This is a genomic window from Bacillus sp. FSL W8-1127, from assembly GCF_038006725.1.
Classification (GTDB): Bacteria; Bacillota; Bacilli; order Bacillales; family DSM-4216; genus Bacillus_O; species Bacillus_O smithii.
Map to the genome: position 1 here is coordinate 1,767,582 of NZ_JBBOVU010000001.1, position 26,892 is coordinate 1,794,473.

Consider the following 26,892-nt stretch of genomic DNA (forward strand, 5'->3'; position numbering starts at 1 on the left):
CTAGAGAGATAACCCTCTAGAAAAAAGTTGAACACTATGTTTCAAAAAATCATGGTTCGAATCGGAAATGAGGCTATCGCCAAAACGAGCTTTAGAAAGAAAGTATCCAAAATTCAGCCAAATAAAATTCATGGCCTGAAATTCAATGTTTGTATCAATTATTTTTCCCCTTCTTTTCATTTCCGTAAAATAAGAAACTAAATTTGTTTTTAATTGTTTTGGAATGATCACGATAGTATTATTGAGCTCTGGAAACAATCCAGCCTCTCGAAAACTAATTAAAATTAAATCTTTTATTTTTTCCATATACGTTTGATATCCTTCGGCGATTACCCACAAATCATGCTCTAGGTCCCAAGTCATTTCCTCATTTATTATCTTTTCCAAAAACGGACTATATGAAATGGATTGAAGCGCTGCTTCCATAATACCTTTTTTATTACCGAAATGTCGGAAGATTGTCACTTCATTAACACCCGCTCGTTCTGCAATAGCACGAGTTGTCGCACCTTTATATCCATAATCGCGAAATAATTCGATAAAGGCTTCAATAATTCGTTCGGATGTCGTTTTTTTATCATTTAATTCATTCATGTTCATCCAACTTTCTGAAATGAATGTAAGTATTTGCTTGCAATTATTACAATAAATGATGTCATTGGAAAAATCAACCATAAAATGAATGAATTTATTTCTTTACATAGAGAAACTGAACCAGAACAAATCCTTCTAATCAGAAACATATTCATCTCCGTGTTCATTCTCCTTTTTTGGGATCATGAGATGTTTTTTCATTTCGAGACTGGATCACATCTGTTGATTTCCGTTTCTGATGAATACCGACCAGAAAGGTATCGATGAGAAACCGGAGGGTCTCGTTACGATCAAGTGGAAGTCCAAAGCCTCCTTTCCGTTCAAGGGATGAAAAACCATGGAACATGCTTCGCAAACTACGTACAGCATGCAAGGCTGTTTCGTCTTCCAATTTATATACGTGAAGCACTCGCAGAGTTAGTTTCACAATCTCATCTCCCGCTCGTTGTATTTCAGGATCGAGTGGATCAGGCGATTGCAAGGTTGCTTCATATAAGCCGGGATGGGCTCGGACAAAAGACACATAAGCTTTTCCCAACGTATGCACCGCATCATCGCCAGACCGTCCGACAGCCGCATCTGCCAGCGTGCTATATAGTTGTTTGAGACCGTAAACTGCGAGTTGCTTTCTCAAGCCGTGCAATCCTTCGATGTGGTTGTACAAAGACGGGGGGCGGATGCCAAGTTTTTTCGCCAACGTCGCCAAAGTGACAGCTTCAAGTCCCTCTTTGTCGGCAATTTCTGCTGCCGTTTGTAAAATCGTGTATAAGTCTAGACCCATTCTAGGAGACAATTGCGTCACTCCTTCCCGGCTTGGATCGATTTGAAATTACGTTCTGCATTGGCTATGGCACGGTCGATAGCTGTTCCTGGTTGCTCCAACATATTCCCATGCCCTGCTCCTAGTAAGGATGGTCGATATTCACGTATTTTATATGCGCTTTTAAGAGCAACTTCTTTATTCCAAGTAGCCATTGCCGGAAATGGAAACAACGGCTGTAAGCGCCCCGATACAGCGATGCCTCCTCTCGTTTGGAACGCGTCGCCTACAATACAAGCGTCATTTCGTGTATCGAGAAATGACATGGAACCGGGCGTATGTCCCGGCGTGGCAATTGCTATCAACGAGCCGATTCGATCGCCCTCTTTTAGTAAGACATCTGCCCGTGTCTGTAGTTTTTTCGGTACTCCCCCACGAATCGGTGTATTAGGTTCGTTCGGATCCAACGACCTGTCTCCGGACATCAGGCGGTTGTCGCGCTCTGAAACATAGACGGACACATTCGGAAGATTCTGTTTTAACGCATCCAGCGCTCCCACATGATCCTCGTGTGCATGAGTGAGAAGGATACGTGTGATGGGTTTTCCGATATCTTCCGCCGCTTTCAAAATTCCTTTCGCACTATAAGGCAAGGCAGCATCAATCAATGTTAATTCCTCATCCTCCTCAATCAGGTAGCAATTTACAGGGAAAAAACGCGGCAAGAATGTCAATTGATAAACGGTATTTTCGCGGATGAATCGCATATATTCCACCCTACCTTCTTAAAATTAAGAATATTCACTTTATTATAACTAATGATATTAGTTTTTGCGACCAAAAAGTTCTTCTGATGTGAATCAATCTTTCAGTAAATACTTTTTCTCTATCCGTCATTTTCCAAAACAACACTTCAGACATCCAAATAAGAATGTTCATCCAGTTCGTCCATAAAGAAAAAATCAGATTTCGGTGCATTATAATCAGTTTCATTGGATTTTTCTGAGCTATTTAAAGTTTATTATAGTTTAAACATAAGAGAAAACCGATTCATTCATTGGAAGAAGGAGTGCTTTTCGTCCGGGAGGAATGGCCTACATAGTCGATCAGTATTTCTCTGAATCGTTCTGCTGTTTTGGACATATGCCGATCTTTCATCCAAATGAGTGCAGTCTCTGATTTTAATAGCGGAACAATCTCTGAACTTGACAATGTTCCTTCAGGTCTTAATTGAATGGCTGATTTAGGAACGATGGCAATTCCTACACCGGAGTCTACTAATGTTAGCAAAGTCGCGACATCTGGACTTTCACAAATAATGTTAGGATTAAATCCAAAACTCTGACATGACTCAACAAACAATTCGAAGAGTCCTTTTCCGCCTTGGCCATGCAAGATCATAAGGGGATATTCTTTCAGCTTCTTTATATGAATGGTATCTCTTTGAAAACCTGTCCAATCACTAGGATAAACCGCTACAAGAGGTTCCGTATTCAAACGGACGATATTCAAGTTTTTAGATTCAATCGGCAGCCTTGTGATTCCCAAATCAATGACTTTTGTTTGTAAAAGTTCTTCTACTCTATGAGAATCCCCCTCCCATAATTGAAAATTCACACGAGGATACTTCTTCTTAAAAATTTGAATGGGTTTTGGCAGATAAGATACGCATGACATAACAGTGCCTATAGAAAGTTTTCCCGCAATTCCCATCCCCTGTTCTTTTACTTCCGATATCATTCCATCGACAGAATTTAATATTTCTTTCGCTCGATGGAAAAAAGTCCATCCTGCTTGCGTCAGCTCAATACTTTTTGTATTACGCTGAATCAATGTAACACCAAGTTCTTCTTCTAACGCCTTCAATTGGAGACTAAGCGGAGGTTGGGCCATATGGAGCCTTTTGGCGGCTCGTGTTATTTGTCCTTCTTCCACGATAGTTACAAAGTAGAGAAGCTTCCTTAACTCCATGGTAAATCACTCCTATTTATACATAAAATATATATTTATCATTTATTATATATATTTTACATATAAAACCAAAGGTGATAGTGTCAATATTGTCAACAATATCCAAAATGACTCGGATGAATTTCGTGTAGATACGTTCATCTAGGCCATTAAAGAAATATTTTTAAGAGGTGATCATGATATGGTATACAGAGATTTACGCTCTTTTCTAGAAAAACTAGAATCTGAAGGGCAGCTGCTTCGAGTCACACAAAAAGTTAATCTGGAACCGGACCTCGGCTCGGCTGCACGTGCAATCAATAATCTAGGAGATCAATCTCCGGCATTGCTTTTTAATAACATTCATGGATATAAAAATGGCCGAGTGGCACTAAATGTCATTGGTTCATGGCCCAATCATGCGCTGATGATGGGACTTCCAAAAGATACTCCCGTTAAAGAGCAGTTTCTAGAATTTGCACGTCGATGGAGCCATTATCCCGTTCCGGTTGAAAGAGTGGACAGTGCACCTTTTCAAGCGAATGTAATAACAGAAAATATCAACTTATTCGACATCTTGCCGTTGTTTCGTTTAAATCGTGAGGACTCCGGCTGTTTCATCGACAAGGCTTGTGTGATTAGCCGCGACTTAGACGATCCGGATCATTTTGGAAAGCAAAATACAGGGATCTATAGACTGCAAGTTAAAGGGAAAGATCGTCTTGGCATCCAACCCATTCCAACGCATGATATTGGCATTCATTTAAGAATTGCAGAAGAACGCGGAGAAAATCTTCCTGTTGCCATCGCTATTGGATGTGACCCTGTCATCACTACAATTGCAGGTTCACCTTTAACTTATGAGCAGTCCGAGTATGAAATGGCTGGTGCCATACAAGGCGCACCATACCGGATTGTACGTTTGAAAAATACAAACCTAGATATTCCGTGGGGTGCTGAAGTCGTACTCGAAGGGGAAATTATTGCAGGTAAACGCGAATTAGAAGGACCGTTTGGAGAATTCACCGGCAGCTATTCAGATGCCCGCCTGCAGCCAATCGTTCAAGTGAAAAAAGTTTATTTTCGTGATCATCCGATATTTGAGCATTTGTATTTGGGAATGTCGTGGACTGAAATGGACTACATGACAAGCATTAACACATGCGTCCCTCTCTATCATCAACTAAAAGAAGCATTCCCCGAAGTAGAGGCAGTGAATGCTATGTACAATCAAGGATTAGTTGCTATTATCTCTACCAAGACTCGATTTGGAGGATTCGCTAAAGCTGTAGGAATGCGTGCCATGACGACTCCGCACGGATTGGGATATTGTAAAATTGTCATTGTCGTCGATGATTTTGTCGACCCGTTTAACCTCCCGCAAGTGATGTGGGCATTGGCTACTCGTGTAGCACCGGACAAGGATTTGGTGGTTATACCTAACGCATCCGTGTTGTCATTGGATCCAAGTTCCGAACCGCCGGGTATTACCCACAAACTCATTATTGACGCAACCACACCGAAAGCGCCAGAGAGCCGAAGCCAATTTGCTCCATCGGTTGAAGCGCCACGCGATACGGTAAAATGGGAAAAAATCTTAAAAGAACTTATGAATAAACAAGGAGTCGATTTACATTGAATAGATGCCCTCGTTGTAATTCAAACGAAACAAAGATTTTGTGCGAGTCACCGGTAAAAGGATGCTGGATTATGTACTCATGTCCGGTCTGTACATTTACATGGAGATCCACTGAGCCCGAAACGATTACTAATCCAGATTTGTACAACCCGCTATTTAAAGTTGACCCGAATGATTTAAGTAAATATCAGATACATCCTGAAATCGCCAAAAGAAGAAAGTAGTACCCGTGGAAGGTGGATTATATGAAATTAATTGTTGCGATGACCGGGGCAACTGGAAGCATATTAGGAATCAGATTGCTGGAGGCGCTGAAAGAGGCCCATGTTGAGACGCATTTAGTCATGTCAGAATGGGCAGAAAAAACGATGTTGATCGAAACGCCTTACCATCCCGACGATGTCAAACGTTTAGCTTCATATGTATATGAATCTAGCAATCAAGCGGCCCGAATTTCAAGCGGCTCCTTCCGTGTGGATGGAATGATCATTTCGCCTTGCAGTATGAAAACACTCGCAGCCATCCGGATAGGGTTCGCAGATAATTTAATTTCAAGAGCAGCAGATGTCATTTTAAAGGAGCGTAAAAAGCTGGTGATTCTTCCCAGGGAACTTCCTTTAAACAGCATTCATCTGGAAAATATGTTAAGTCTCTCAAATGCCGGAGCCGTCATTTTACCTCCGATGCTTACGTTTTATAATAAACCAGCCACACTCGATGATGCGATCAATCATATTGTGGCGCGCACGATGGATCAATTCGAAATTGCGAACGATTTAACCAAAAGATGGCTCTCTCGTTAACGATCATGAACAGATGAATGCCACTCTTTCGCCAAAAAAACGTTTCGTTGTATAAGGGCACAAAAATGACGCTTTTCTGTCTGTTCGCTTGGATAAGACCTATATATGTAACTGCCATATGGAATTTTTAAAATTACGAAGATTATGGAAACCACAATAAAATAAAATGATGATACATGTTGGGCTAGTCTTTAGGTAAAGACTAGCCTTATCTACAGGATTTTCATTTGAAAGAGGATGATCGTATGTCTCGAGAAAGAAGAAAAGATGAACATATACAATTGGCCGCGCTCCCAGAATCCGTTTCGTCCGTTTCGCATTTTGATGATCTATCTTTCGTCCATTACTCTTTTCCTGAAATGGCATGGAATGAAGTGGACCTCAAGTCTGAATTTGCCGGCAACGTGATGAATCTTCCCATCTATATTAACGCCATGACAGGCGGCAGCGAAAAGACGGGTAAAATCAATGAAGCTCTAGCCGATATTGCATCGATCACAGGTGTTGCTATGGCTGTTGGCTCGCAACATGCGGGGCTGCGAAATGATTCTCTTATAGACACGTTTCGGATCGTACGAAAACGTAATCCTAAGGGAATCATTTTTGCCAACATTGGAGCCGATGCACCGATCGATTTTGCACGACGGGCAGTTGAGATGCTTGAAGCGAACGCCCTGCAAATCCACGTTAACGCTCCCCAAGAATTAGTCATGCCGGAAGGAGAGCGAAATTTTAAGGGATGGCTCCATCGCATTGAACAAGTGATACAAACCGTCCCTGTCCCGGTGATTATAAAGGAAGTAGGATTTGGGATGTGTTCAGAAACATTTCATCTATTGAATAAAATTGGCGTTCGCCATATAGACATCAGCGGTCGTGGCGGTACAAATTTTGTTTGGATCGAAAATCAACGAAGGAAAAACAAAGAATACAGCTACCTGCAAAACTGGGGACAATCGACCATCATCTCTTTATTGGAAGCACAAGAATTTCTAGAAAATGAAAACTGGACGATATTTGCATCCGGAGGCATTAGAAATCCTTTAGATATTGTAAAGTGTTTATCTCTTGGGGCAAAAGCAGTTGGCGTCGCCGGGCCCGTTTTGCGCCTCCTTCAACGGGAAGGAGAAGAAAGAGTGATTGAGGAGATTCATGAATGGACTATTCAATTAAAATCGATTTTTACCATGCTTGGCGCTAAGACGGTTCAGGATTTAAAAAAGTGCTCCCTTATCATAGCCAATGAAGTTCGTGAATGGTGTGAACTACGCGGGATCGATGTTACGCACTATGCACGCCGAAGCCGTTTTTCAATATAAGGGAAAAAGGAGATAAACACGAAAATGAATACCCAAGAAATATCCACCAATCTATTCCAACTATTAAACGGTAAAGACCTTGGGTCGAAACAACAGGAAGCAATGATGTTGTTGACGTTGAGTCAAGACCTGTGGCCTCATGTGGCAATGATTAGCGTTGGTGAAGTCATTGCCATTCGTTCTACCGAATTAAAATTAAGCCTGTGGCCAAACACTATCACAACGTCCAACATTATCCGAACCGGCAAAGCCACGCTTGTGATCATTTTCAATGGGATTGCTCATTATATAAAACTTTCATTGCGCAAACTTCCAGAATTGGCCGATGCCAAACATAAGCGTGAACGATTTTCAGCCAAGGTTGTTTCCTATCGGGAAGACATCGCAAAATACGCCGAAATCACTTCAGGCATCCAGATCCAATTAAAGGACCCCGCTTCTGTCTTAAAGCGTTGGAATGAAACCATCGAAGATTTATTAACTCAGCTTTCGCAGTCCAAAATCTTGTTTAAATGCTTGATGTAAATGGTTTTGGGAAGTACAAAATTATCATTTGACATTTTTTAAAACATAAAGAAAGACACCTATTCTTTTGGTAAAATATTGGTGACGAAACCAAATCCAAAAGAAAGGTGTCACCACTATGATAACGAATAAAGACTACTTTGCGCAATTACCAAAAGAAATTAAACAAGGATTTTCCGAATTAAATATTGGATATCATTTAAGAAAAGCGAATATTACGAAACTTTCCGGGTATTCTTGTCTTACTGTTTTCAAACTGATTTTTCTTTTAGTCTTCCAATATAAGAACTGGTTTCGTGCTTTTATGAGTAAACGATCTCAGGATCTGCCCGGAAAGGATACAGTCTATCGCTTTTTAAATACACCAACCTATCATTGGAGAAAGTTTCTGCTTTCATTAAGCAGTGAAATGATCCGTCTGCTTCAACCATTAACTTCAAAAGATCGTGTCACAGCTTTTGTGATTGATGATTCTGTCTTTTCAAGAAACCGTAGTAAGTCGGTTGAACTGTTGGCTAAGGTTTTTGATCACTCTACCCATCAGTACTTGAAAGGGTTTCAAATGCTTACCCTTGGCTGGACCGATAGTTTTACTTTTATTCCCGTTGATTTTGCTCTTCTAAGTTCACCGAAAAAGGAAAATCGCCTGCAAGAAATCAATACCAATATTGATAAACGAACATCTGGCTATAAGCGTCGCCAGGAAGCTCTGAAATCAAAACCGGACGTGGCTTCAGCTTTACTTGATCATGCGCTTGAAAAAGGGATTATAGCTGACTATGTTCTCATGGATTCCTGGTTTACACAAGCGCCTTTAATTGAGAAGATTACGAACAAAGGGTTATTTGTCATTGGCTTGGTGAAGCAATTAAAGCAGCGATACGTTTACAATGGTGAACGTTTCACACTGAATCAACTTTACAAATTGGCAAAACCTCACATGGGTAAAAAAGACATTCGCGGATCCGTTTATGCTACTTTAGACAATGGAATTCCAGTAAAAATTCTATTTGTACGAAACCGTAATAAACGGAGCGAATGGCTTGCCATTCTCAGCACAGATACAACATTAGAAAATGAAGAGATCATTCGTATTTACGGCATGCGTTGGGACATTGAAGTCTTCTTCAAATGCAATAAATCCCTTTTAAATTTAGAGAAAGAATTCCAGGGACGTTCCTACGACATGTTAATTAGCCATACAACCATTGTTTTTACACGATATATTCTCATTGCTTGGCAAATGCGAAAAGAGGAGGATCCTAAGACGATTGGCAACCTTTTTTACATCCTTTGCGAAGATGTAAAAGACATAGATTTTATTACTGCCCTTCAATCACTTATTGACCTTTTCCAAACTTTGGCGGAAGCCGAGGTTTCTTTGAACATGGACATCTTTAAAAATCAAATGAATAAATGGTTGGCCACTATACCTAATTATATCAAGCAATGCTTAAATATTTCTGTGTGCGAAAGTTGAGTTATTAAGATAAGTCAATCACAAATTTTACAGAATATAAAAATAGAGAGACAAATCGCCTTTGAAAATCCTCCCATCCCCTCTTGCGAATGGCTATTATTTAGTGAAGAAAGTGTATGCGCCGCTTTCCCGTTGAGTGTGGCGGAGCCATCTCACACTCTAAAGGTCCCCTTTCTGATAGAGGGGGAGCCAAGTGTTTTCCATTATTAAACTAACTCTTGACACTGTTCAAATTGCACCTAACCCAACGAGAGATTATTTTGATGTAATCGAAAGTTGTCGTCTAAATTTAAATATTTCATCTGCCGCTTTTTTAAAGCCTCCAGCTTCCTTCAAAGAATCTCCAATTTTCCGGCTATTTTCTGCGAACGAAGGATTATGCAACACGCGTTCTGCTGCAGCACGCAATTGATCGGCCGTAAGCTGTCGACGATCCAGCTGTATACCGGCCCCTAGCTCTTCTACTCGTTTTGCCACGATCGGCTGATCTCCCGCAACTGGAATGACGACAAGTGGAACACCAAAATATAGCCCCTCACTAGAGCTATTCATTCCTCCATGTGTAATAAAAACATCAGCCTGCTGCAGCACTTCTAACTGTGGCACATAGTTAAAGACCATAAAGTTAGAGGGAATTTCATGAAATTGATTTATATCTGTATTTTTTCCTACAGATAATACAACAGTAGCTTGACTGTCTCGAAAAGCTTCAAAGCACATGTGATAAAATTCCGGCCGTTGGTTAAACACCGTTCCCATTGAAATAAAAATGAGTTTGTCTGTTTGAATTTTTTCAAACGGAAAATGTTCAACATCTTTTCGTTGAGCAATAGAAGGACCAACGAATATGAATGAGTCATCAAACTGTTCTGCATGAGGCTGATACAGTTTGGATGTAAATACGATCGTCATATCTCCAGGATGGTTTATCATATCGAGAATCCCATTGCAATCAATACCGTATTGATCCTTCCACTTCTTATACATAGCCATAATTTCTTGATACATTGGCGATTCTTTATCTATTTGATTTTTCATATTCATTACACCAGCGTATACAAGCTCATTCATAGCAAAAGTCGTACAAGAAGAAATCTTCGGTAAATTTAATATATCAGCGATGATCCATCCTGCAGGAAAGTTATTATCATAAATGACATAATCATACTCTTCTTCTCGTATTTCTTCTAAAATATCAGCCACAATTTCATCTGTTGCTTTCGTTATACGTAACGCCATTTCAAGGGGATTCGTCTTTTCGTTCATCCTTTTCATAATGTCTACTCTTGACATAAAATTTTCGTAAGCACGAAAGGTTGCTTTCGTTTTCTCGATCTTCTTTCTATATTCTTCGACACAATAGTAAATGACCTCTTCCCCTCTTTGTATTAACTCTTCCACAAGTGCGATTGTGGGATTAATATGCCCTTCTCCCGGAAAATTGAAAACAAGAACTTTTGACATAACTCTCTCTCCCTCTAACCATATTACAGACATTTTTTCTTGTCTTGCCAAATTCATTATGAATTCAATTGGAATTTTTTTCAAATTAAAAATATATTACAATTTATTACATTTTGAAAAATATCTTACTTATTTTACGAAATTCAAAAAAATTTGCAAATAATTCTTCGTCACGATGGAAATGGCAAAAGGGGTATGGGTATGTTCACGAAAAAGCGAACTTTTCTGAACAAAACAGGCTATTTAAGAATATAAGGATGAATATGAGTGCTGTGTATTTATCATATCTTGAAGAATTTTATGATCAGCAATCATTCAAAAATTGACAAAACAGTGGTTTGAGTCAAACCACCCTTTTTTATAACGAGGAGACATCCTGCCAAACAGAAAGAAAACTCAAAATATCTTCTTATTTATAATAAAAAAGGCTGACACTGATGATGGCTCATTGTCATATCAAGATAAAGCCTTAAGGTTTCATCTCCTCATTGCACTATCTTTCCTTCAATCCGATGATTGGCATCATTTCACTTCTTCCTATTTTATCCAACGTTTTTTGATGAATTCCTCTATCACCATATTTGCACCACTAAGCTCGAAGCTCCCTTTCTCTTATACTGGATCTTCAGCAACAATTGACTTATCGTGATAATTCTCATAAATGGTTAAACAACTAGTACAACCAAACACCCTCTTTCATATACTGCTACTGTCAAATAAATCAAAAACGGAGGTATTAAAATGCACGCACACAAAAAATGGGGCCACCACCCTTCTTTTGGATGTCCCCCGCAATTCTGTCCGCCACAAGTGTATCCAACTATGTACGATTCGCCATTAGTCTCGCCGCCACAGCAATACGTAAAAACCAATTTAACCAATACTGTAGTACCACATATTCACCCATCTCATACCACTAATGTTAACAAGCATATGATTACTCATGAGCATTATTTCCCACACACTGAATCTGTAGTAAATGAATGCTGCGAACAACATGTGATGTGTGGAGTACCGCATGATCCTTGTTGTCCGAGACCATTTGGCTTTTAACTTTCAAAGCCCCACATACGGGGCTTTACTTTTTCCTTAACAGGCTCCGTATGGATATCAATTAAATCTTATCTAACGGAATCAGTCTGATTAATCCGAAACTGTTCAACATGGGTATCCATCAAAACTTAATAAAGCAATCTCCATAAATAAAAAGTGGCATAAGCTTCCCAATTTTTCCATCTTGAAAATAACTTTAAGATTTCTGCTTTAGAAGGTTTATTCTCGAAACCAAGAAGATGTTTCATAGCATTGTGCAGACCGACATCATCAATGGGTAAAGCACTGGGCATTCTCAGACAAAACATTAAAGTATAGTTTGCCGTCCACGGTCCTATTCCCCGAATTTTGACTAAGGCTTTTTCCGCTTCCTTATAGTCTCCCGTGCCTCTCAATCGCTCTTTCGTTAATTTTCCTTCCGCCATGAGTCGAGCGACTCCAATGAGATATTCACCTTTTCTGGCAGACATTTGTAATTCGGTTAAATCGTTGATCGTCAATTCCGCGACGACTTGAGGAGATGGAAAGATCCAATATGGTTCTCCATTCCAGTTTACGTGCCGACCAAAGGTTTCCACGAAACGCCTTTTTAAAGTACGCGCAAAACTTAGATTGATTTGCTGTCCGATAATCCCCCAACAGATAGCCTCAAATAAGTCGGGAATTCCGATGAGACGAAGTCCATAAAATTGGCTGGTGACTTTTTGCAGTAACGGATCATTTTCCGCTAAACGGTAAAATGGGCGTAAATCGGTCTCCAAATCAAACCATTCTCTTACGAATCGTGCTGCCGCTGCCCGGACCCATTTATGAGAAGGAATGGTGTGACCAACAAAACGTATGATAAGAGAATCATCATGGTCCGTACTAATTTCCATTAATACTGTTTCCTGCTCGATCGGAACCGCTTTGTAAATTCTATTGTCTTTGATACGATACATACTTTCGTTTGGAGCGATAGACAAATATTTCATGTTTTCGGCAAAGCTGAATTCTTTCGGCACCATCAACCTGATTTCATCCTTGTGATCTTCCCAGGAACCATGCGGAAGATGAGAACAACATGTTTTACAAGGACGATAGCCGGCTTGCTCTGCTTCTATTCTAGACGCAAATCGAATGATGTTTTCTGTCTTTTTATTCTCTTCGCACCAGGGGAAACAATAAATCTTCGTTGTTTTGTCGCCCACAAAATAAGCGGCATCCCACTCATGATTAAACAAACTGTTTTTCATATAAATCTCCCACTCCTATATAACAATACAATCTTAGTTTTAACATAAAATGACTTAAAGTCATTTTGAAATCTTGCTTTTCTATTCGTGGAGACATACTTGATATCTTCATCCAGTGTATACTGAAAATGGAGGGAATCCAAATGAAGAATCAAAAACAAAAAGAATACGAGATGATACAATTCATCTCGCAAAACGATCATGAAGTAAAACCAGTTATGGAAAAGATGACGGACGAAATTTGGCAAGCAATTATAATGAATAAATCGTCCTACGACGATCAATTTTTGTACGGTGTAAAAACAACCGGCATTTTTTGCCTCCCTTCTTGCAAATCCCGCCCCCCTAAAAAGGAAAACGTACGCGTCTTTCAAAATGCCAAGCAAGCTCTATCGGAAAACTATCGTCCATGCAAACGATGCAAACCGACCGAACAACGACTGCCGGATGAAGATTGGGTGGCACAAATCACCCATTTTATAGACACGAATTTCAGTAAAACTTTAACGCTTGAAATATTGGCGAATTTTTGTCACGGCAGTCCTTACCATTTGCACCGTACTTTTAAAAAAATCAAAGGGTTAACACCGGCCGAATATATCCGGCAAACGAGAATATCTAAAGCTATTCAGTATTTGACTTATTCCGATAAAAGCATGACAGAAATTTCCTTCGCAGTAGGCATTCCGAATGTATCCTACTTTATCACGTTGTTTAAGAAGGAAACAGGATATACCCCCGCAGAATATCGTCAATTACATCGTTGTGGAGATGAAAGGCAATGAATACAAATAATGATCTATTCGTTTATTGGACTTTGTTTGATAATAAACAATGGAAAATGCATATAGCAGCGACAACAAACGGACTTTGTTACATCGGCTCTCCAAATGGATCACTTGCCGATTTATCCCGTTGGCTGAAGAAGCGCTTACCGAACAGCGTATTGGTGCAAGATGATCAGAAATTGCAGCCGTATATCGACGAATTATCCCAGTATTTTGAAGGCCAGCGCCAAACTTTTACGGTACCCGTTGATTTATACGGCACCCCGTTTCAATTATCCGTATGGAACGCATTGTGCGAAATTCCATACGGACAGACAAAATCTTACTCCGAAATTGCGGATTATCTTCAAAAACCGACTTCGATTCGTGCTGTTGGAACCGCTATTGGCGCCAATCCAGTATTAATAGTGGTGCCTTGTCATCGGGTGATCGGCAAAAATGGAACTCTTACAGGCTACCGAGGCGGTCTGGAGATGAAAAAACAACTGCTGGAGCTGGAAAATAAAAATGCCCTTTTCGATGGAAAGTTCTTGCATGTGTAATAGAATTTTGATCACATTGCCTCTTTCGGCTGCAATTCAGTGCAACAATCGTTGGACAAGTAAGTCATCCTTTGTTCGGAAATTGATTAGACAAAGATTCGTAGCATGAAATCATCAATATGTATGATCAAGAATCTTTCTTTCGCATTATGATGGACGATTCATAATATCGATTTGGAAGAGGAAAAATACTTTATTTGCAATCACCTCTTCCTCCGACTTTATTAAAGTTTATTTCTTTATATCAAGAAAGCACTTTTCACAAAATATTTTCCCTTCGTTTTGTAAAAATGCTTTAATTTCAACCATCCCTCTTCTTTCAGGATAACGCATTTTCACATAAACCTCTTCATTGCCATGAATTTCTTTTCCACATTTTGAACATTTCGATATTACCTTAAACATCATAATTCCTCCTATTCTCTATCAGTCATTTATTCTAAATATTCGTTACTTTGACAATCGCTTTAAGGAAGAGTATCACTGTATCAACCATGATACCGCAGACTACAAATACTCATAGCAGCTTCGACAAAAGTCAAAAAATGAACGGCTAAAAATACACATGCTTTTTAGCAGTGCTCGTGTTTCAAACATCTTTTGAAAAGTTGACTTTTGTTCTTCAAAAAAGCGCTACAACGAAGCCGGAATACCTCTTCAACTGCACATATTTAGTGTCATCATCCTTTCACCTTCCTTGAAATCCATTATTTGAATGTACAATTTTGTAGATACCTCGATCATGTCAAAAAAAATCAAAAGGATAAGATCATAAGCGAAAATGTACGTACGATTTTAACTAAATTCATACATTCATTGAAGAATAAAAAATCATCCATTTTTAACTACGAAGTAGGTTTACCAAAGGAGGATTGTTCGATGATCCTTCCTTCCATAAAAGCTAATTAATTTAAATCCCAATAAAACCATCTACAGTGTCCATCTGTATCCCCAATCGTTACTTTGTGTTCTACTCCATCAATAAAATAGTCTAGATGAAGTTTTCTATCCCACATATTGTTATATACATGAAATACCTCTCTTGTACTTCCTATCATTTTAATTTTTTCAATTAGTTCATATTTCAAATCTTCTGATATTTGATTCGCGACGTGGGTATGGAAAATACATATTGCAGTATCTTTTGGCACTTGCTTTGCGACATCTAAAAGTAAAGCTACTCCATCCCCTTCGATAAGTTTCACAGGATTTTCATTAAAATGGCTAGCTGCACTTTCAAAAAGCAGTAATCTTTCTTGATGTTCAGGCCAAATAAGAGATTTTAACCATAAATAGTCTTCTCGATCACCCAGATCACTTATATGTAAATCTAATCCAACTTTCGATGCTACTGGAGGACTCTCATGAAATAACAAAGGAGTATTGCCCCCTTTTATTTCAGATGTTATATGAACATTTGAAAGTTTATTTCCATAAACTTCATAGTTTCCGTATGAATAACAATACTGGTCCCATAAAAGTTGCAGACCTGCACTCGTTCCGATTTCAATTAAAGATAAAGGTTTCTTCGCTTTATTATATACATAGCAAAAAGTTGGATAAAGGTAAGCACAACGCCTTACTTCGTTAGTCTGTACTAACTTACTTTTAAGGATTGAAATAATTTCATTTCTATAAATTTGACAAAAATCCTTGAAATGAATAAAAACTTCCTCTAATTCTTTTGGATTTTGAACAATACTTGCATAGTATTCTTTCAAAGCATGTTTTTTTCCTTTCAACAATAGGTAATGAACAGCACCTAAAAATAAATTCGGAACTGGTTGTCCATCCCTGGCAAACGCACATAATTCCAGCAATTCATCATCTTTAGCAATTTGTCGAGACAAAAATTCATATAACCGACTTGAACCTTCGCATTCATAATCAGCAAAATTTTTAAACATTTCAGAAATTAAAAATTTATCCAAAATAAACACCCCTAGGTTCTAAATATTTTAAAATAAGAGTTTTTCCATCGTTGAAAACAGAATGGTCTTCGTACTGTTTTCCAAAGTGGATTCTCACCAAAGACGGTCCAAAGTATATAGCTTCCCCTTTCTGAACAATTTCAATTTTATTGATTTTACTGGGGGAATAGCTGGTTTCAAGAGCCTTTTCTTTATAGAATAGGTTGTAGGCAAAATCGCCGATCATAAAAACGGGAATACTCATCAGGATCAAAAACCATATTAAACACCCAACTAATGCCCTTTTCTTCATACGTTTAATCTCTTGTTCTATATCCATAAGAAAACAGTCCTTGCAAAATTCAAAGTATCTGATACAAGACTATCATAAGAAACAAAAAAGATAAAAATTTTTAAATTTTCAGGTTTATTATCTGTACCTTCCCCATTTGTTTCTTGCAGGAAATGAAAAACTTTTATGCCTTGCCTTAAACATGCCTTATAGAATGCATCTCCTAATCGATGTATGATACGATTTTCCAAAATATGTGCAATGGTTCCGATCTGCAAACACTACACCTTAACGTGTCGTATATGCCTGTAATAACGCGAGTGAACTTTTTTACACCAAAGGCAGCTTGAATCTTTGATTTGGATTTGCGCCTACCTTACTAACCAAAAAGAGCATTACGATCATTCCGGAATAAGCAGTCAATAAAACATTCCCTTCTTATTTTTTATATTCATCATAAAGGCCATTCTTTTTTGCAAATTTCTCTGCCTTTTATCCCATAATAAAGTTAAATCACCGTAGAAAAAGGAGGATATGTGTGAAAATCCGTACATTTTTATTGCCTTTTATTTTTTTGTCCTCCATTGTTTTCCCGTCTTTCGGAAAAACCGCAACATCGTCTCTGTATGTCCACTACATAGACGTTGGACAGGGCGACAGTATTTATATCAAAACCTCAGACGGGGAAGATATTTTAATTGACGGCGGCAATAATGACAAAGGCGATGATGTCGTAGCATATCTCCAACAACAACATGTCGACGATATTGAGATTATGATCGCGACTCATCCGGACGTTGATCACATTGGGGGATTGGACACTGTCTTAAAATCCTTTAAAGTAGAACAAGTATACGCTCCAAGAGTTTCTCATACGACTCAATCGTATTTAGATTTTTTGAACGCCGTAAAAAATGAAGGATTAACCATTCAAACCGCCCAAAAAGGGACTGCTCTTGGTTTAAATGATGTTTCCGCCATATTCGTAGGCCCGGTTAAATCCTACAGCACAGACGATACAAACGACTGGAGCGCTGTTCTTAAACTAACATATGGAAAAAGATCTTTCCTGTTTACGGGGGACGTCGAAACAACTGCGGAATCTGATATGATCGCTTCTAAGCAAAATTTGAGAGCTGACGTGATCAAGATTGGACATCATGGGGCGAAAACATCTACAAGTGAAGCATTCTTGAATGGAGTAAAGCCAACCTATGCCGTTATCAGCGTTGGAAAAGAAAATACGTATGGGCATCCAACCGCTGAAGTAATAAATCGCTTAAAAATCCACAAAATCAATATTTTTCGAACGGATCAGCAAGGTACGATTATAGCCAAAACGGATGGAACCCATTTATCTTTTAACGTTAGACCTATATCAAGTGATAGCAACATTGCTCACTAAGCCCCATCGTATCATTTAATAGCTAGTGTGAATATTTATTAACAGAACAAGCATGGTCGTACAACATCACAATTTACCGGTCATTTAGAGAAGAGAAGCACGTCTTGCACTCCCAGACCCAATAAAGAGGATGTGACCATAAAAGTGGAGTATATTATTGATTATTTTGAAGGCGGTTTAGCAGTTTGCGAAACTGAAGACAGAAAAAGGGTAACGATAGAAAAAAGCAAGCTTCCTAAGAATTGTAAAGTTGGTGATGTGATGAAATTAGAAAATGGCCGTTTTCGTCTGGACAAAAAAGAAACGGAAAGACAAAGAAAAGAAATAGAAAATTTAATGAAAGGATTGTTTAAGGATTAAAAGGCCAAAAGCCCCTCTCAGCAGGGGCTTTTAAACGCATAGCTCGCTGAAAAGTTAGGTGTTACTTTATGATATCGTTCAAAATAAAAGTAATGAACATCCTCTAATGGTTAAAGAAAAGAGAATATTTTGCTTCCGGTCGAACGGTTGATGATCTCTTTCATGATGGTTTGAAGATTATCGTTGGCGTTTAAAACTCCCAACAGAATGGTTGAAAACAAAAAATTCCCGCCTAAACAACAAGATTGCTTTCATTTCATCTTCTAACCGAATAAAGCTTCTTTATTTAGATGTTTTTTCTGGTGAAACACTTCTTACTTCATTAAATGCACAAGAAAAAAGGACAACAAAAAATGCTTTACGTCCTACTCTGTATCTAGCAGTTGCTGGTAGAACATGATTGATTTTTATTTTTGGCTATGTTAAATTTTTACTATAGATATGTTTATCAATCAATGGACCGCTTATTTACTGGTTCCATTATTGTGATACGACGAGTCATTCCATCATTGTACTTTTAGGTTCTTTCCTATAAAGTTCACTAGCATTGAACGTAATTGTCCCCTACGTAGACAATTACGTTCTAGTAGCCGCTCACATCGAGATAGGTCACTCATGCTGATATCATTTTTCGCAAAATTCCATTATTTCCGAAAGGATTTGAATAGTATGTTTTCAAAAAACAAAATGGTCATTGAATTGGATGAAAGATATTTTAATCAGGAGGAATTAAGCAACGCTGTCGTCCAACATCTAATTAGCAAAGGAAACAGCTGTGAAAAAATCGATCATTACACCATTATTTTAAATAACAAAAAGTACACACTGACTGAAAAGACTATCAATATAGGTGTGCCGCTTCAACGGGTGATATTAAAGGAAACGAAATAACAAATTCACTTTATTATGATTATTTTTGGTGCCTATTGTCGCTATTTGCGGGAAAGTCCATTTAAAAAACAGTATGAGCCCTTCTCAATGGTATATCTGGATAAATGATAAGAATTTTATATAAGACATTGAATGAAAAAGTCATTAAGTATATAATAATTTTCAGCTGAATAGGCGATGGAGTTCGCCATATAACCGTCCATGCGACTAATGACTCCTACCAGTTATGCACATTTACTGGTAGGAGTCTATTTTTTATGACAACAATAAAGTTGAGGAGGCTGATAGGATGAACTTATTGGCAATTGGAATAGGAGGATTCGTTGGTGCAATACTCCGTTATTCAGTAGGAAAATGGATTCCTGCAACCAATGGGTTTCCGGTCGGTACTTTGCTGATTAATCTTGCAGGATGCTTATTCCTTGCTTGGTTTTTCACCATAACGGCGAAACGATGGATGATAAACCCGCAATTAAAGCTGGCCATAGGAACTGGTTTCACGGGGGCATTCACCACATTTTCAACTTTCTCTGTTGAAACGCTCAATCTCATAGTACATCAACAATTTTTAATCGCTCTTATTTACCTTCTTTTGAGTGTTGGTGGCGGCATTGGATTCGCGATCATTGGGGCTAAATTGGCTACCTTCAATATTCAGCAATCGAAAGGAGGAGCAGAATAATGTTTTGGGTAGGTATCGGAGGAATATTTGGAGCCATTTCGCGGTATCTTCTAGGGAAATGGATTACCGGCAAAACATCTTCTGTCTTTCCATTTGGCACTTGGTTCATCAACCTAACGGGCTCATTCATGCTTGGCATTCTTGCAGTTCTACACTCAAATAAAATCATACCTGAATGGTCATGGCTTTTAATTGGCACTGGTTTTATTGGTGCCTACACAACCTTTTCAACGTTCGGATATGAAACGATCCAAATGTTGCAGAAAAAAGATGCGAGGAACGCAATCATTTATGTTTCGACATCAGTGCTATTAGGAGTTCTCTTCGCTTGGATCGGAGAATTAATGGCAGCTGCACTTGCCTAGCGTTGGAGTATCTATAAAATACATCATGAATGTTTCGCTATTGAGTTTGACGAAAAATTGGTACCGGATAAAGCTTGGCAAAATGCCAAGCTTTATTGTTTTAAACTCGTAATTTCTCAAAGGATTTAGCAAAACCGATGTCATGTTCGATGTTAAACCTCAAAAGCGAATCGAGTGTAAAAGGATGCTCGAGACTGGTTATTTCATGTTAAAAGATTTTCATTATTTTCATCGGCCATTGTTTATTCACGCGGTTCCGGATCTTTTCTAAACAACCTAGTTTAGAATGAATGCGAATAAAAGTAATTGGAATAAATTTTAAAAATAAAAACAGACTAAATGTAAAGATTCCAAAATGAGTGAAGGATGTGATTGGTTTTGCGACTAGCAAATAAATCTGGAAGTCTTACCTATTTAGGATATACTGCAATTATTTTAACAACGGTCTACACTGTAATCATTACAATATTAGGGTTAAATACAATGCAAAAGGTTAAATATATTTATAAATCAATGAAGATCAGAAATAAAGGATAACTTTTTACTAAAGGGTGTAGTTTATTTTGCTTTGGGCAACCCTATTTTCAGCCACTTTAAGAGAATTTTATCAGCATGATTCTACGTTTGGTTTTATATGAAGGGAATATGTAATTTTTATGAAAGTTCGAAGACCCGTAAATACGTTTCACCGAAGGTTGAAGTCATCCTAAATACTTTAACCATGTAAATGTCACATCCATAAGATACTTCTTTTAGTAACCAGGGCAGACAAGCATTAAGATTACCGCTGATATTTGTTTTCATAACCTTTTAAATATGTGAACAGAAAAATGTACTCAAATGGCTTATTTAAAATCAATCGGACACTTATCTGGCTGTTATGAAAAACGGTTTAAAATATCAAATGTCCGATAGTTCCCCTTTCAAATCCTTACATTTCAAGGGATTAGAAGGATGAACTTGTGTTCTGAACATATCTGAAGCATTTAAAATATATCAAAGTAAATTGGAAACATTGATCTCGCATTTATAACCTGTGCCCTGATGAATATAGGACTCAGGCTACTTAAGTGTACTTTTTTGTCTTCTTGACAGAAGTCACTTCAATGCTGGCAGGGGTTTTTTCTATTTAGGCAATGTTTCAATTATCTTAAAAAAATTGATCTTTTCCATTTAGAAGACTATTTCTATTATTTATTCATTTTTCTATTCAAAATCACTCGGGACCAAAAATAAACAGCACAACCTATCAATAAAATAGTCATTTGCCATCCAGAGTCGCCATTGGTAAAAAAACTGTATAATGACCAAATCAACAGTGCAACGGTATAAAAAATAAACCCATATTTCGCAGACTGATCGCTCTGATATTTTTCCATTTCATCGGCTTTTCGCATTTTCATTTATTCTCCTCCTCGTAAAAAAATAATTTTTCAAGTTGTGTATTTAGATGTATGGATAACTTAAACGCTAATGATAATGAAGGGTCATATTTATTATTTTCGATGGCATTTATGGTTTGTCTTGTTACACCACATTTATTTGCAAGTTCTTCTTGTGAAAGGTTCATACTTTTTCGTACATTTCTAATGTTATTTTTCAATTCACCCACCTAAACTTCTTAAAATGTAAAAAATGTTTTACATTCATTATACGAAAAGAGAATGAATTGTCAAACCATTTTTATAATTTATCTGACAACATAATCATGTATGATCCCATTGTCCTTTATCTGTAGATTACAATGAACAATCATCCTATAGTTTCATTGTTAAATTCGATCTTTTACTCTTATCTCTTTTCGCCCAAAAAAGTCCTTAAAATAAAGAGCTTTAATAAATGACTAAAATTTGCTGAAAAGAGTAAAATATTCTGATTTTCTTGTTGGAATCATAAAATTTATTTTTTCCGCAATCATACAAAGGATTCCATAAAGAAACCCCTCTCGAATGAGAAGGGCTTTTCGTAATCATAAAAAGTTGAGAAATACCGCCATATCCATGATTTTTTAAACTTTCCTGCCCGTTTCCTGAACAAGCATAATTGTTGTTGAGTTTTCTCACCCTTTAGTTAAAGAAAGCTTTTTACTGTAAACAAGCTCAAGTTATTGTTTATTCTGTTTAAATGCCTCAAGTAACAAAACTATAGTTGATAATACTATAGTTCCTGCAAAGATGACTAGCTGTAGCTTTTCAGGTATATCTGGTAATTTGATATAAGACAAAATTAGTTTTAAAAGGGTGAATGTTATAAGTGCGAAAATAAAGTCCTTAAAAAAAGTAGTAAGTTTTCTATTCTTAAACCAGTCAATCAATCCAATGAAAATACTTACAATAACTATTTCAAACCAAGTCATAAGTTTTCTCCTCTAATTTTGTAAACCAAAGACAATTATACTAAAAACAACATTAAAACTTTAATCCAATTATCGGTTTTTAAAATCATACAAACAGAATTTCATTTTCCACTACTCGGCCTGTAAGTTTAATTGAAAAACTAGGACTTAGAGCATTTCGTATATAGCCTTATATTATACAGACATCTAGAGCATGAAAACCAGCTTTATTTGCCCTACGAGGCGCCTTGGTCTAAAATTCGATATTTTTCCATTTCATCGGCTTTTCGCAATTTCATTTATTCTCCTCCAATCTGCGTTAATTAAAGTTTATTTACTAAACGACTTTTAAATGCGTACTCTTCCGCTGCAATGCAAAGATAATAAGAAAGACCAGTCTGTTGGGATTCAAGCATGTTTCTGTGGAAATCATCGTTTAAAAAGAATCGTGCTTGTGCCGCAAAATCCGATGCTTTCGTTACATATCCATGATGATTTAAGAAATGAATATGTTGGCTTATTAGAAGCTGTACTTTTTTGTCATCAAACTTTAATCCATTCTTCAGTGCATCAGCCATACCATCAATAAAACGCTTTGCTTCCAAAGCGGATTCATGCATCGATTGAACATCAATTGGATTGTTTTCAAGTAAATCATAGTTATATTTCTCTTTTAAGTATTGATTTTGCTCGGTCAATGCTTCAGCCCACTCTTCTTCACTATTAAATCCTTTGAACATCTCTTTTTTATCCATACTTTCTCCTTTCATAGTGCAACGAATCGATTCATCAATTGTCTCAACCAATTGCTCCATTCTTTGTATACGAGAAAGAAGGAGCTTTTTTTGATCCGACAAGATCGATAATCGATCTGGTTCACCATCTAATATTTTTTTAATTTCTTTGAGGGGGAAATCTAATTCACGATAAAATAAGATTTGTTGTAAACGTTCTAGCTCTTTTTTTCCATAAAGGCGATAGCCAGCTTCACTTACCTTACACGGTAATAGCAGCCCTATTTTGTGATAGTGATGTAGGGTTTTTACACTTACTTTCGCGAATTCTGAAATTTCTTTTACCGTGTATAACATTTTCAACCACCTCGTATGTGATTCTAAGGGCTTACCTAAGGTAAGAGTCAACAGGCAATCAATATATTTTATAAAATAATGGTTCAAACCTTTTAACATGAGTATTTGCCATAAGATACATACCTTTGAACCAATTTTATGTAGATTTTCAAGCTCTCAACTGTTTTGCAAAAAATGTCCTGCCAAATTGGACCGAGCGATATTCTGAAATATTTAAAAGCATTTATATTATGCCGCCGTTTATCTCTTATCATTTTGCTTGTTTCTCCTTAATTTTATAGTTAAGAAAATTCACTGAATAATATTTCCCTCCCCCTCCCTTATTCTGAATTCATTAGAAATGGATCAAGGTAGTGAACATTTCCTGCACTTCCTTCATTCATCGTATAGTCTAAAAAATTTTCGCATCAAGAATTATGGTAAAATATAAACAATTACTAAATTCTGTATTTTTTGTTAAATTTGATGGTTGGGGAGAAAGGAGACGTTATGATTTTTGACTTTATTATCAGGTTAGCTCTGGCTGGTGTTTTGGGAGCAATTATTGGATTAGAGCGGGAATTGCGTTCAAAAGAGGCTGGATTACGAACACATTTTTTAGTGGCCGTCGGAAGCGCGCTTATTATGATTATTTCAAAGTATGGTTTTCAGGATGTACTCTTAGATAAAGATATAGCACTTGATCCAAGTCGGATTGCCGCCCAAGTAGTAAGCGGAATTGGTTTCTTAGGTGCAGGAACGATTATTATTCAAAAGCAGTATGTCCGTGGATTGACTACGGCAGCTGGAATATGGGCAACTTCCGGCATTGGTTTAACGATTGGAGCGGGAATGTATACTGTGGGTCTCTTTGCATCGGTGTTAGTTCTAATCGGTCTAGAAATATTAAGCAGAGTATTTAAAATCAGTCCGCAGAAAACATTGCGAATGGAGATCGAGGCAGAATTAAAAAGCTCGTTAGCAGAGGTACTAAATGCAGTTAGATCGAATATGGAAATCACAACCTATTTATTTACCGAACATGAAGATAGTGAACCAACCACTTATCATTATAAAATAACAGGAAAATTAAAAAAGCAAGGAGATGAATTGCTCCTGTATACCCGCTTGAACGAGTTGCCGCATATCAAATCAATAAAAATTGAATAAACGGATGGGTTTTGTTTTAAATCCTGGTGAGTCCTCCTTGACTAAATTCACGAGTCCATTCGGCAAGGTTTTGACCCAGTATCATACCTAGAGGGTTGATGTCCTTAACTTCTTTTGTTTTACAAAACGAGTACATTTTGAAACGCTCTGCCTTGAAATGGCTGAAAAATTTTTCCAAACTGGCATTATCCAAACCGTTTCCTATTCTGGCATACTGGCCATATTCATTATATTTTTTAGGTTTTATGGACAGGATGTATTCTGGAACGAATAGGATAAGTCACAATTTCATGATTATAAAGATCTTTAATAAGCTTTTGCCTATAAAAAATCAAATAGGTCATATCTGAACCCCATTCTACAGCTTTTTAAAACTTTACATCCTATGTTTTTCGTTTTTCCTTATAAAAAATCCCCTTATATAGTAGACAGATGAATGAGCTTGCATTTCTGACTACTATAAAGGGAGCCGATACAGGTGCCTACACTTTTTTTCTAAACGCTCTTCTTTCTGCATATATTGCGCAATCAGAACAAACTTTAATACTTTTTCCTTTTTTGTCATAATACTTATACAATGGTTTCGTTTTTCGCTTACATACAAAGCATCTCTTTTCGAGTAAACCAAACATGAATATACTCTCCTCACTGATACTTTGAAAAAAGCTCCTCAAAAGATGCTGTTCATCATTTTTACTACATTAAAAACTTCTTAATAACATTCCGGTTTATCCTCTTCTGCACCATACAACACTATCTAACCCACTATTTTTTAGAAGATATTAGCGGATATATGAAAAACTTTCTTTTTCTAATGCATCTTTAAGCCATCTTGGATGCATGTGTAAGAGATCTTCCGGCAAATGATTTAGTTCAAAGTAATTTACATCCAATGTTTCTTCGCTTTCTCTATTTAAAGTTCCTCCTACAACTTCACACTCAAAACAAGTTGTAATAAAATGACTCACTTTCCCGTTTGGATATTCAAAAACTTGAGAAACAGGATCAGAATAAACACCGATTAATCGATTTACTTTCACTTTTAAACCGGTTTCTTCATAAATTTCTCTTATGATAGCTTCCTCCACGGTTTCTCCCGGTTCAACATGTCCCGATGGAATCCCCCATAAGCCGTTATCTGCACGTTTCATTAGTAGTACTCGCCGTTTATGATCAAATATAATGCCCGCTACGCCCGCTTCAATTTTCTCAGGCCAAGAAAAGGAAGGAGAAATCCATTTTTTTATGTCTATATTATGGTCAAATAAACTCTTTAAATTGGGTATCGTTGCATCCGGATTACGAAAATCTCTTGCTGACGGAAATTTTTTCATTTTTTGATTTGATACCAAAATGGCTTGTATCCCTGCCTGATGTGCGCCCAAAACATCAGTATATGGATTATCCCCTACCATTACTGCTCTGGAGGACGAAGCAAAATCTTCAAGCGCTTTTTTAAACATGTAAGGGTTTGGTTTTCCTACAATGAAAGGCTTTTTATTTGTTGAAACCCGAATGGCTTCTACTATTGCACCAACGGCAGGTAAAGGGCCTTCCGGGGTTGGAAACGTTCTATCTGCATTGGTCGCAACAAATTTTGTTCCTCTTTGAATTAATTTCGCCGCTTTCTGGATATCGCGAAAAGACACATCAATATCCCATCCGACAACAACGGCTTCTACGTCGTTTTGATCTTGTATATGAATACCAACTTGTTGACATTCCCATTTTAAATGTTCATCACCTAAAACAAGTGCCGTTTTTATTTTTTCATTCTTTAAATATTGTGCAGTCAACCAAGATGACGTAATGACTTCTTCGCTTCTTGCTTCCACGCCCAAACTCATTAACCGTCGTGCTGTTTTTTCACGTGTTGTACATGGATCATTGGTTAAAAATCGAATCCCTTTCTTTTCTTTCCGAAGACGCTTAAGGGATTCTGCTGCTTCGGGTAGTGGTTCAGATCCTATATAGATTACTCCATCTAAATCAAATAAAAATACGTCAAATTTATCAGCTATCATAATATTCACTCCTCGAGTTGATCAAACCACCCAATATCAAGTCCATTAAAGCGAAATGACCATACAAAAAAGAATTTATCACTTTATAGAGCGATAAATAACAAAAGGAGGATAATCCCACTCATTTTTCCATTGGGTGAACTACCCGCCACCTACTCTTCGCTTAGAGGTGGGGGCTTCTAAGGTAATCGCACCTAACGGTACGAAATTTACTTAGCTATCGAGCCTGTTCCATG

General features: G+C 37.5%; 29 protein-coding genes and 1 riboswitch. Of the genes, 15 read left to right on the forward strand and 14 right to left on the reverse strand.

Going from position 1 to position 26,892, the window contains the following annotated elements; translation table 11 throughout:
• The 4 genes from NST12_RS08430 to NST12_RS08445 all read right to left on the reverse strand — a co-directional run bounded on the left by NST12_RS08430 (position 1) and on the right by NST12_RS08445 (position 3,325).
• Positions 1–594, reverse strand: a complete 594-nt coding sequence (locus tag NST12_RS08430; protein ID WP_327825044.1) for a TetR/AcrR family transcriptional regulator — start codon at positions 592–594, stop codon at positions 1–3.
• A 163-nt stretch (positions 595–757) separates the two neighbouring features.
• A complete protein-coding gene (locus NST12_RS08435) occupies positions 758–1,387 on the reverse strand; it encodes a TetR/AcrR family transcriptional regulator (RefSeq protein ID WP_270584091.1) in 630 nt (209 codons plus the stop codon).
• Between the two features lie 5 nt (positions 1,388–1,392).
• Complete coding sequence (locus tag NST12_RS08440; protein ID WP_340396656.1) at positions 1,393–2,121, reverse strand: MBL fold metallo-hydrolase; 729 nt, start codon at positions 2,119–2,121, stop codon at positions 1,393–1,395.
• A gap of 283 nt (positions 2,122–2,404) precedes the next feature.
• Positions 2,405–3,325, reverse strand: coding sequence for a LysR family transcriptional regulator (locus NST12_RS08445; RefSeq protein WP_327825041.1), 921 nt, complete (start codon positions 3,323–3,325; stop codon positions 2,405–2,407).
• 181 nt (positions 3,326–3,506) lie between these two features.
• Between NST12_RS08445 and NST12_RS08450 the strand changes: the two genes are divergently transcribed.
• The 6 genes from NST12_RS08450 to NST12_RS08475 all read left to right on the forward strand — a co-directional run bounded on the left by NST12_RS08450 (position 3,507) and on the right by NST12_RS08475 (position 9,070).
• A complete protein-coding gene (locus NST12_RS08450) occupies positions 3,507–4,943 on the forward strand; it encodes a non-oxidative hydroxyarylic acid decarboxylases subunit C (RefSeq protein ID WP_341029595.1) in 1,437 nt (478 codons plus the stop codon).
• Positions 4,940–5,167: a non-oxidative hydroxyarylic acid decarboxylases subunit D gene (locus NST12_RS08455; protein ID WP_327798284.1), complete on the forward strand. Its 228-nt coding sequence runs from the start codon at positions 4,940–4,942 to the stop codon at positions 5,165–5,167. Before NST12_RS08450 ends, NST12_RS08455 begins: the two co-directional genes overlap by 4 nt.
• A 21-nt stretch (positions 5,168–5,188) precedes the next feature.
• Positions 5,189–5,746, forward strand: a complete 558-nt coding sequence (locus tag NST12_RS08460) for a UbiX family flavin prenyltransferase (protein WP_327798283.1) — start codon at positions 5,189–5,191, stop codon at positions 5,744–5,746.
• Between the two features lie 245 nt (positions 5,747–5,991).
• Positions 5,992–7,065: a type 2 isopentenyl-diphosphate Delta-isomerase gene (fni, locus tag NST12_RS08465; RefSeq protein WP_341029598.1), complete on the forward strand. Its 1,074-nt coding sequence runs from the start codon at positions 5,992–5,994 to the stop codon at positions 7,063–7,065.
• 24 nt (positions 7,066–7,089) lie between these two features.
• A complete protein-coding gene (locus tag NST12_RS08470; protein WP_341029600.1) occupies positions 7,090–7,590 on the forward strand; it encodes a pyridoxamine 5'-phosphate oxidase family protein in 501 nt (166 codons plus the stop codon).
• Between the two features lie 118 nt (positions 7,591–7,708).
• The gene (locus NST12_RS08475; protein ID WP_087960047.1) at positions 7,709–9,070 is read left to right on the forward strand and encodes an IS4 family transposase; all 1,362 of its coding nucleotides are present in this window, start codon (positions 7,709–7,711) and stop codon (positions 9,068–9,070) included.
• 255 nt (positions 9,071–9,325) lie between these two features.
• On the opposite strand, the gene NST12_RS08480 is transcribed toward NST12_RS08475, so the two are convergent.
• Complete coding sequence (locus NST12_RS08480) at positions 9,326–10,534, reverse strand: macrolide family glycosyltransferase (protein WP_341100912.1); 1,209 nt, start codon at positions 10,532–10,534, stop codon at positions 9,326–9,328.
• Positions 10,535–11,275: 741 nt separating this feature from the next.
• Between NST12_RS08480 and NST12_RS08485 the strand changes: the two genes are divergently transcribed.
• On the forward strand, positions 11,276–11,587 hold the full coding sequence (locus NST12_RS08485) for a CotD family spore coat protein (protein WP_445662327.1): 312 nt from the start codon (positions 11,276–11,278) through the stop codon (positions 11,585–11,587).
• 128 nt (positions 11,588–11,715) lie between these two features.
• Here NST12_RS08485 and NST12_RS08490 read toward each other — a convergent pair whose 3' ends face one another.
• Positions 11,716–12,822, reverse strand: coding sequence for an Ada metal-binding domain-containing protein (locus tag NST12_RS08490; protein WP_341029608.1), 1,107 nt, complete (start codon positions 12,820–12,822; stop codon positions 11,716–11,718).
• A 143-nt stretch (positions 12,823–12,965) separates the two neighbouring features.
• Here NST12_RS08490 and NST12_RS08495 point away from each other — a divergent pair, with 143 nt between their 5' ends.
• Both NST12_RS08495 and NST12_RS08500 read left to right on the forward strand, forming a co-directional pair.
• Positions 12,966–13,607: a bifunctional transcriptional activator/DNA repair enzyme AdaA gene (locus NST12_RS08495; RefSeq protein ID WP_341029610.1), complete on the forward strand. Its 642-nt coding sequence runs from the start codon at positions 12,966–12,968 to the stop codon at positions 13,605–13,607.
• On the forward strand, positions 13,604–14,152 hold the full coding sequence (locus NST12_RS08500) for a methylated-DNA--[protein]-cysteine S-methyltransferase (RefSeq protein ID WP_048623390.1): 549 nt from the start codon (positions 13,604–13,606) through the stop codon (positions 14,150–14,152). Before NST12_RS08495 ends, NST12_RS08500 begins: the two co-directional genes overlap by 4 nt.
• 231 nt (positions 14,153–14,383) lie before the next feature.
• On the opposite strand, the gene NST12_RS08505 is transcribed toward NST12_RS08500, so the two are convergent.
• The 3 genes from NST12_RS08505 to NST12_RS08515 all read right to left on the reverse strand — a co-directional run bounded on the left by NST12_RS08505 (position 14,384) and on the right by NST12_RS08515 (position 16,402).
• Positions 14,384–14,557 carry a hypothetical protein gene (locus NST12_RS08505; RefSeq protein ID WP_048623391.1) on the reverse strand — a complete coding sequence of 58 codons (174 nt, stop codon included), beginning with the start codon at positions 14,555–14,557 and terminating at the stop codon, positions 14,384–14,386.
• A gap of 500 nt (positions 14,558–15,057) precedes the next feature.
• Entirely contained in the window at positions 15,058–16,086 is a 1,029-nt protein-coding gene (locus NST12_RS08510; RefSeq protein WP_048624452.1) for a DUF2332 domain-containing protein, read from the reverse strand.
• Positions 16,076–16,402, reverse strand: coding sequence for a hypothetical protein (locus tag NST12_RS08515; RefSeq protein WP_048623392.1), 327 nt, complete (start codon positions 16,400–16,402; stop codon positions 16,076–16,078). Before NST12_RS08515 ends, NST12_RS08510 begins: the two co-directional genes overlap by 11 nt.
• Before the next feature lie 490 nt (positions 16,403–16,892).
• Between NST12_RS08515 and NST12_RS08520 the strand changes: the two genes are divergently transcribed.
• From NST12_RS08520 to crcB (NST12_RS08540), 5 genes are all read left to right on the forward strand, one after another.
• Positions 16,893–17,759, forward strand: coding sequence for a ComEC/Rec2 family competence protein (locus NST12_RS08520; RefSeq protein ID WP_412678326.1), 867 nt, complete (start codon positions 16,893–16,895; stop codon positions 17,757–17,759).
• A gap of 144 nt (positions 17,760–17,903) precedes the next feature.
• Positions 17,904–18,119 (forward strand): DUF3006 domain-containing protein, encoded by a 216-nt coding sequence (locus tag NST12_RS08525; RefSeq protein ID WP_328204077.1) that lies wholly within the window; start codon positions 17,904–17,906, stop codon positions 18,117–18,119.
• Between the two features lie 669 nt (positions 18,120–18,788).
• On the forward strand, positions 18,789–19,010 hold the full coding sequence (locus tag NST12_RS08530; protein WP_270584369.1) for a hypothetical protein: 222 nt from the start codon (positions 18,789–18,791) through the stop codon (positions 19,008–19,010).
• Between the two features lie 164 nt (positions 19,011–19,174).
• Positions 19,175–19,237, forward strand: a riboswitch (Fluoride riboswitch).
• Positions 19,238–19,299: 62 nt separating this feature from the next.
• Positions 19,300–19,692, forward strand: a complete 393-nt coding sequence (crcB, locus tag NST12_RS08535) for a fluoride efflux transporter CrcB (RefSeq protein WP_341094330.1) — start codon at positions 19,300–19,302, stop codon at positions 19,690–19,692.
• Entirely contained in the window at positions 19,692–20,057 is a 366-nt protein-coding gene (crcB, locus tag NST12_RS08540; protein ID WP_327804851.1) for a fluoride efflux transporter CrcB, read from the forward strand. The genes crcB (NST12_RS08535) and crcB (NST12_RS08540) overlap by 1 nt, the downstream gene beginning before the upstream one ends.
• Before the next feature lie 1,190 nt (positions 20,058–21,247).
• On the opposite strand, the gene NST12_RS08545 is transcribed toward crcB (NST12_RS08540), so the two are convergent.
• From NST12_RS08545 to NST12_RS08560, 4 genes are all read right to left on the reverse strand, one after another.
• A complete protein-coding gene (locus NST12_RS08545) occupies positions 21,248–21,454 on the reverse strand; it encodes a hypothetical protein (protein WP_341102180.1) in 207 nt (68 codons plus the stop codon).
• Between the two features lie 2 nt (positions 21,455–21,456).
• On the reverse strand, positions 21,457–21,660 hold the full coding sequence (locus tag NST12_RS08550) for a helix-turn-helix transcriptional regulator (RefSeq protein WP_048623394.1): 204 nt from the start codon (positions 21,658–21,660) through the stop codon (positions 21,457–21,459).
• Positions 21,661–22,161: 501 nt separating this feature from the next.
• Positions 22,162–22,413: a hypothetical protein gene (locus NST12_RS08555; RefSeq protein WP_341100917.1), complete on the reverse strand. Its 252-nt coding sequence runs from the start codon at positions 22,411–22,413 to the stop codon at positions 22,162–22,164.
• 302 nt (positions 22,414–22,715) lie between these two features.
• A complete protein-coding gene (locus NST12_RS08560; protein ID WP_341100919.1) occupies positions 22,716–23,483 on the reverse strand; it encodes a MerR family transcriptional regulator in 768 nt (255 codons plus the stop codon).
• Between the two features lie 489 nt (positions 23,484–23,972).
• Between NST12_RS08560 and NST12_RS08565 the strand changes: the two genes are divergently transcribed.
• On the forward strand, positions 23,973–24,632 hold the full coding sequence (locus NST12_RS08565; protein WP_341100922.1) for an MgtC/SapB family protein: 660 nt from the start codon (positions 23,973–23,975) through the stop codon (positions 24,630–24,632).
• 782 nt (positions 24,633–25,414) lie between these two features.
• Here the strand turns inward: NST12_RS08565 and NST12_RS08570 are convergent.
• Positions 25,415–26,656, reverse strand: coding sequence for an HAD-IIA family hydrolase (locus NST12_RS08570; protein WP_341100925.1), 1,242 nt, complete (start codon positions 26,654–26,656; stop codon positions 25,415–25,417).
• Positions 26,657–26,892 lie beyond the last annotated feature (236 nt).

Excerpts from the sequence above, each read along its gene's own strand:
- NST12_RS08430 (WP_327825044.1), bottom strand. The coding sequence starts at position 594 with ATGAATGAATTAAATGATAAAAAAACGACATCCGAACGAATTATTGAA.
- NST12_RS08440 (WP_340396656.1), bottom strand. The coding sequence starts at position 2,121 with ATGCGATTCATCCGCGAAAATACCGTTTATCAATTGACATTCTTGCCG.
- NST12_RS08445 (WP_327825041.1), bottom strand. The coding sequence starts at position 3,325 with ATGGAGTTAAGGAAGCTTCTCTACTTTGTAACTATCGTGGAAGAAGGA.
- NST12_RS08450 (WP_341029595.1), top strand. The coding sequence starts at position 3,507 with ATGGTATACAGAGATTTACGCTCTTTTCTAGAAAAACTAGAATCTGAA.
- NST12_RS08460 (WP_327798283.1), top strand. The coding sequence starts at position 5,189 with ATGAAATTAATTGTTGCGATGACCGGGGCAACTGGAAGCATATTAGGA.
- fni (WP_341029598.1), top strand. The coding sequence starts at position 5,992 with ATGTCTCGAGAAAGAAGAAAAGATGAACATATACAATTGGCCGCGCTC.
- NST12_RS08470 (WP_341029600.1), top strand. The coding sequence starts at position 7,090 with ATGAATACCCAAGAAATATCCACCAATCTATTCCAACTATTAAACGGT.
- NST12_RS08475 (WP_087960047.1), top strand. The coding sequence starts at position 7,709 with ATGATAACGAATAAAGACTACTTTGCGCAATTACCAAAAGAAATTAAA.
- NST12_RS08480 (WP_341100912.1), bottom strand. The coding sequence starts at position 10,534 with ATGTCAAAAGTTCTTGTTTTCAATTTTCCGGGAGAAGGGCATATTAAT.
- NST12_RS08485 (WP_445662327.1), top strand. The coding sequence starts at position 11,276 with ATGCACGCACACAAAAAATGGGGCCACCACCCTTCTTTTGGATGTCCC.
- NST12_RS08490 (WP_341029608.1), bottom strand. The coding sequence starts at position 12,822 with ATGAAAAACAGTTTGTTTAATCATGAGTGGGATGCCGCTTATTTTGTG.
- NST12_RS08495 (WP_341029610.1), top strand. The coding sequence starts at position 12,966 with ATGAAGAATCAAAAACAAAAAGAATACGAGATGATACAATTCATCTCG.
- NST12_RS08500 (WP_048623390.1), top strand. The coding sequence starts at position 13,604 with ATGAATACAAATAATGATCTATTCGTTTATTGGACTTTGTTTGATAAT.
- NST12_RS08505 (WP_048623391.1), bottom strand. The coding sequence starts at position 14,557 with ATGTTTAAGGTAATATCGAAATGTTCAAAATGTGGAAAAGAAATTCAT.
- NST12_RS08515 (WP_048623392.1), bottom strand. The coding sequence starts at position 16,402 with ATGGATATAGAACAAGAGATTAAACGTATGAAGAAAAGGGCATTAGTT.
- NST12_RS08530 (WP_270584369.1), top strand. The coding sequence starts at position 18,789 with ATGTTTTCAAAAAACAAAATGGTCATTGAATTGGATGAAAGATATTTT.
- crcB (WP_341094330.1), top strand. The coding sequence starts at position 19,300 with ATGAACTTATTGGCAATTGGAATAGGAGGATTCGTTGGTGCAATACTC.
- crcB (WP_327804851.1), top strand. The coding sequence starts at position 19,692 with ATGTTTTGGGTAGGTATCGGAGGAATATTTGGAGCCATTTCGCGGTAT.
- NST12_RS08545 (WP_341102180.1), bottom strand. The coding sequence starts at position 21,454 with ATGCGAAAAGCCGATGAAATGGAAAAATATCAGAGCGATCAGTCTGCG.
- NST12_RS08555 (WP_341100917.1), bottom strand. The coding sequence starts at position 22,413 with ATGACTTGGTTTGAAATAGTTATTGTAAGTATTTTCATTGGATTGATT.
- NST12_RS08560 (WP_341100919.1), bottom strand. The coding sequence starts at position 23,483 with ATGTTATACACGGTAAAAGAAATTTCAGAATTCGCGAAAGTAAGTGTA.
- NST12_RS08565 (WP_341100922.1), top strand. The coding sequence starts at position 23,973 with ATGATTTTTGACTTTATTATCAGGTTAGCTCTGGCTGGTGTTTTGGGA.
- NST12_RS08570 (WP_341100925.1), bottom strand. The coding sequence starts at position 26,656 with ATGATAGCTGATAAATTTGACGTATTTTTATTTGATTTAGATGGAGTA.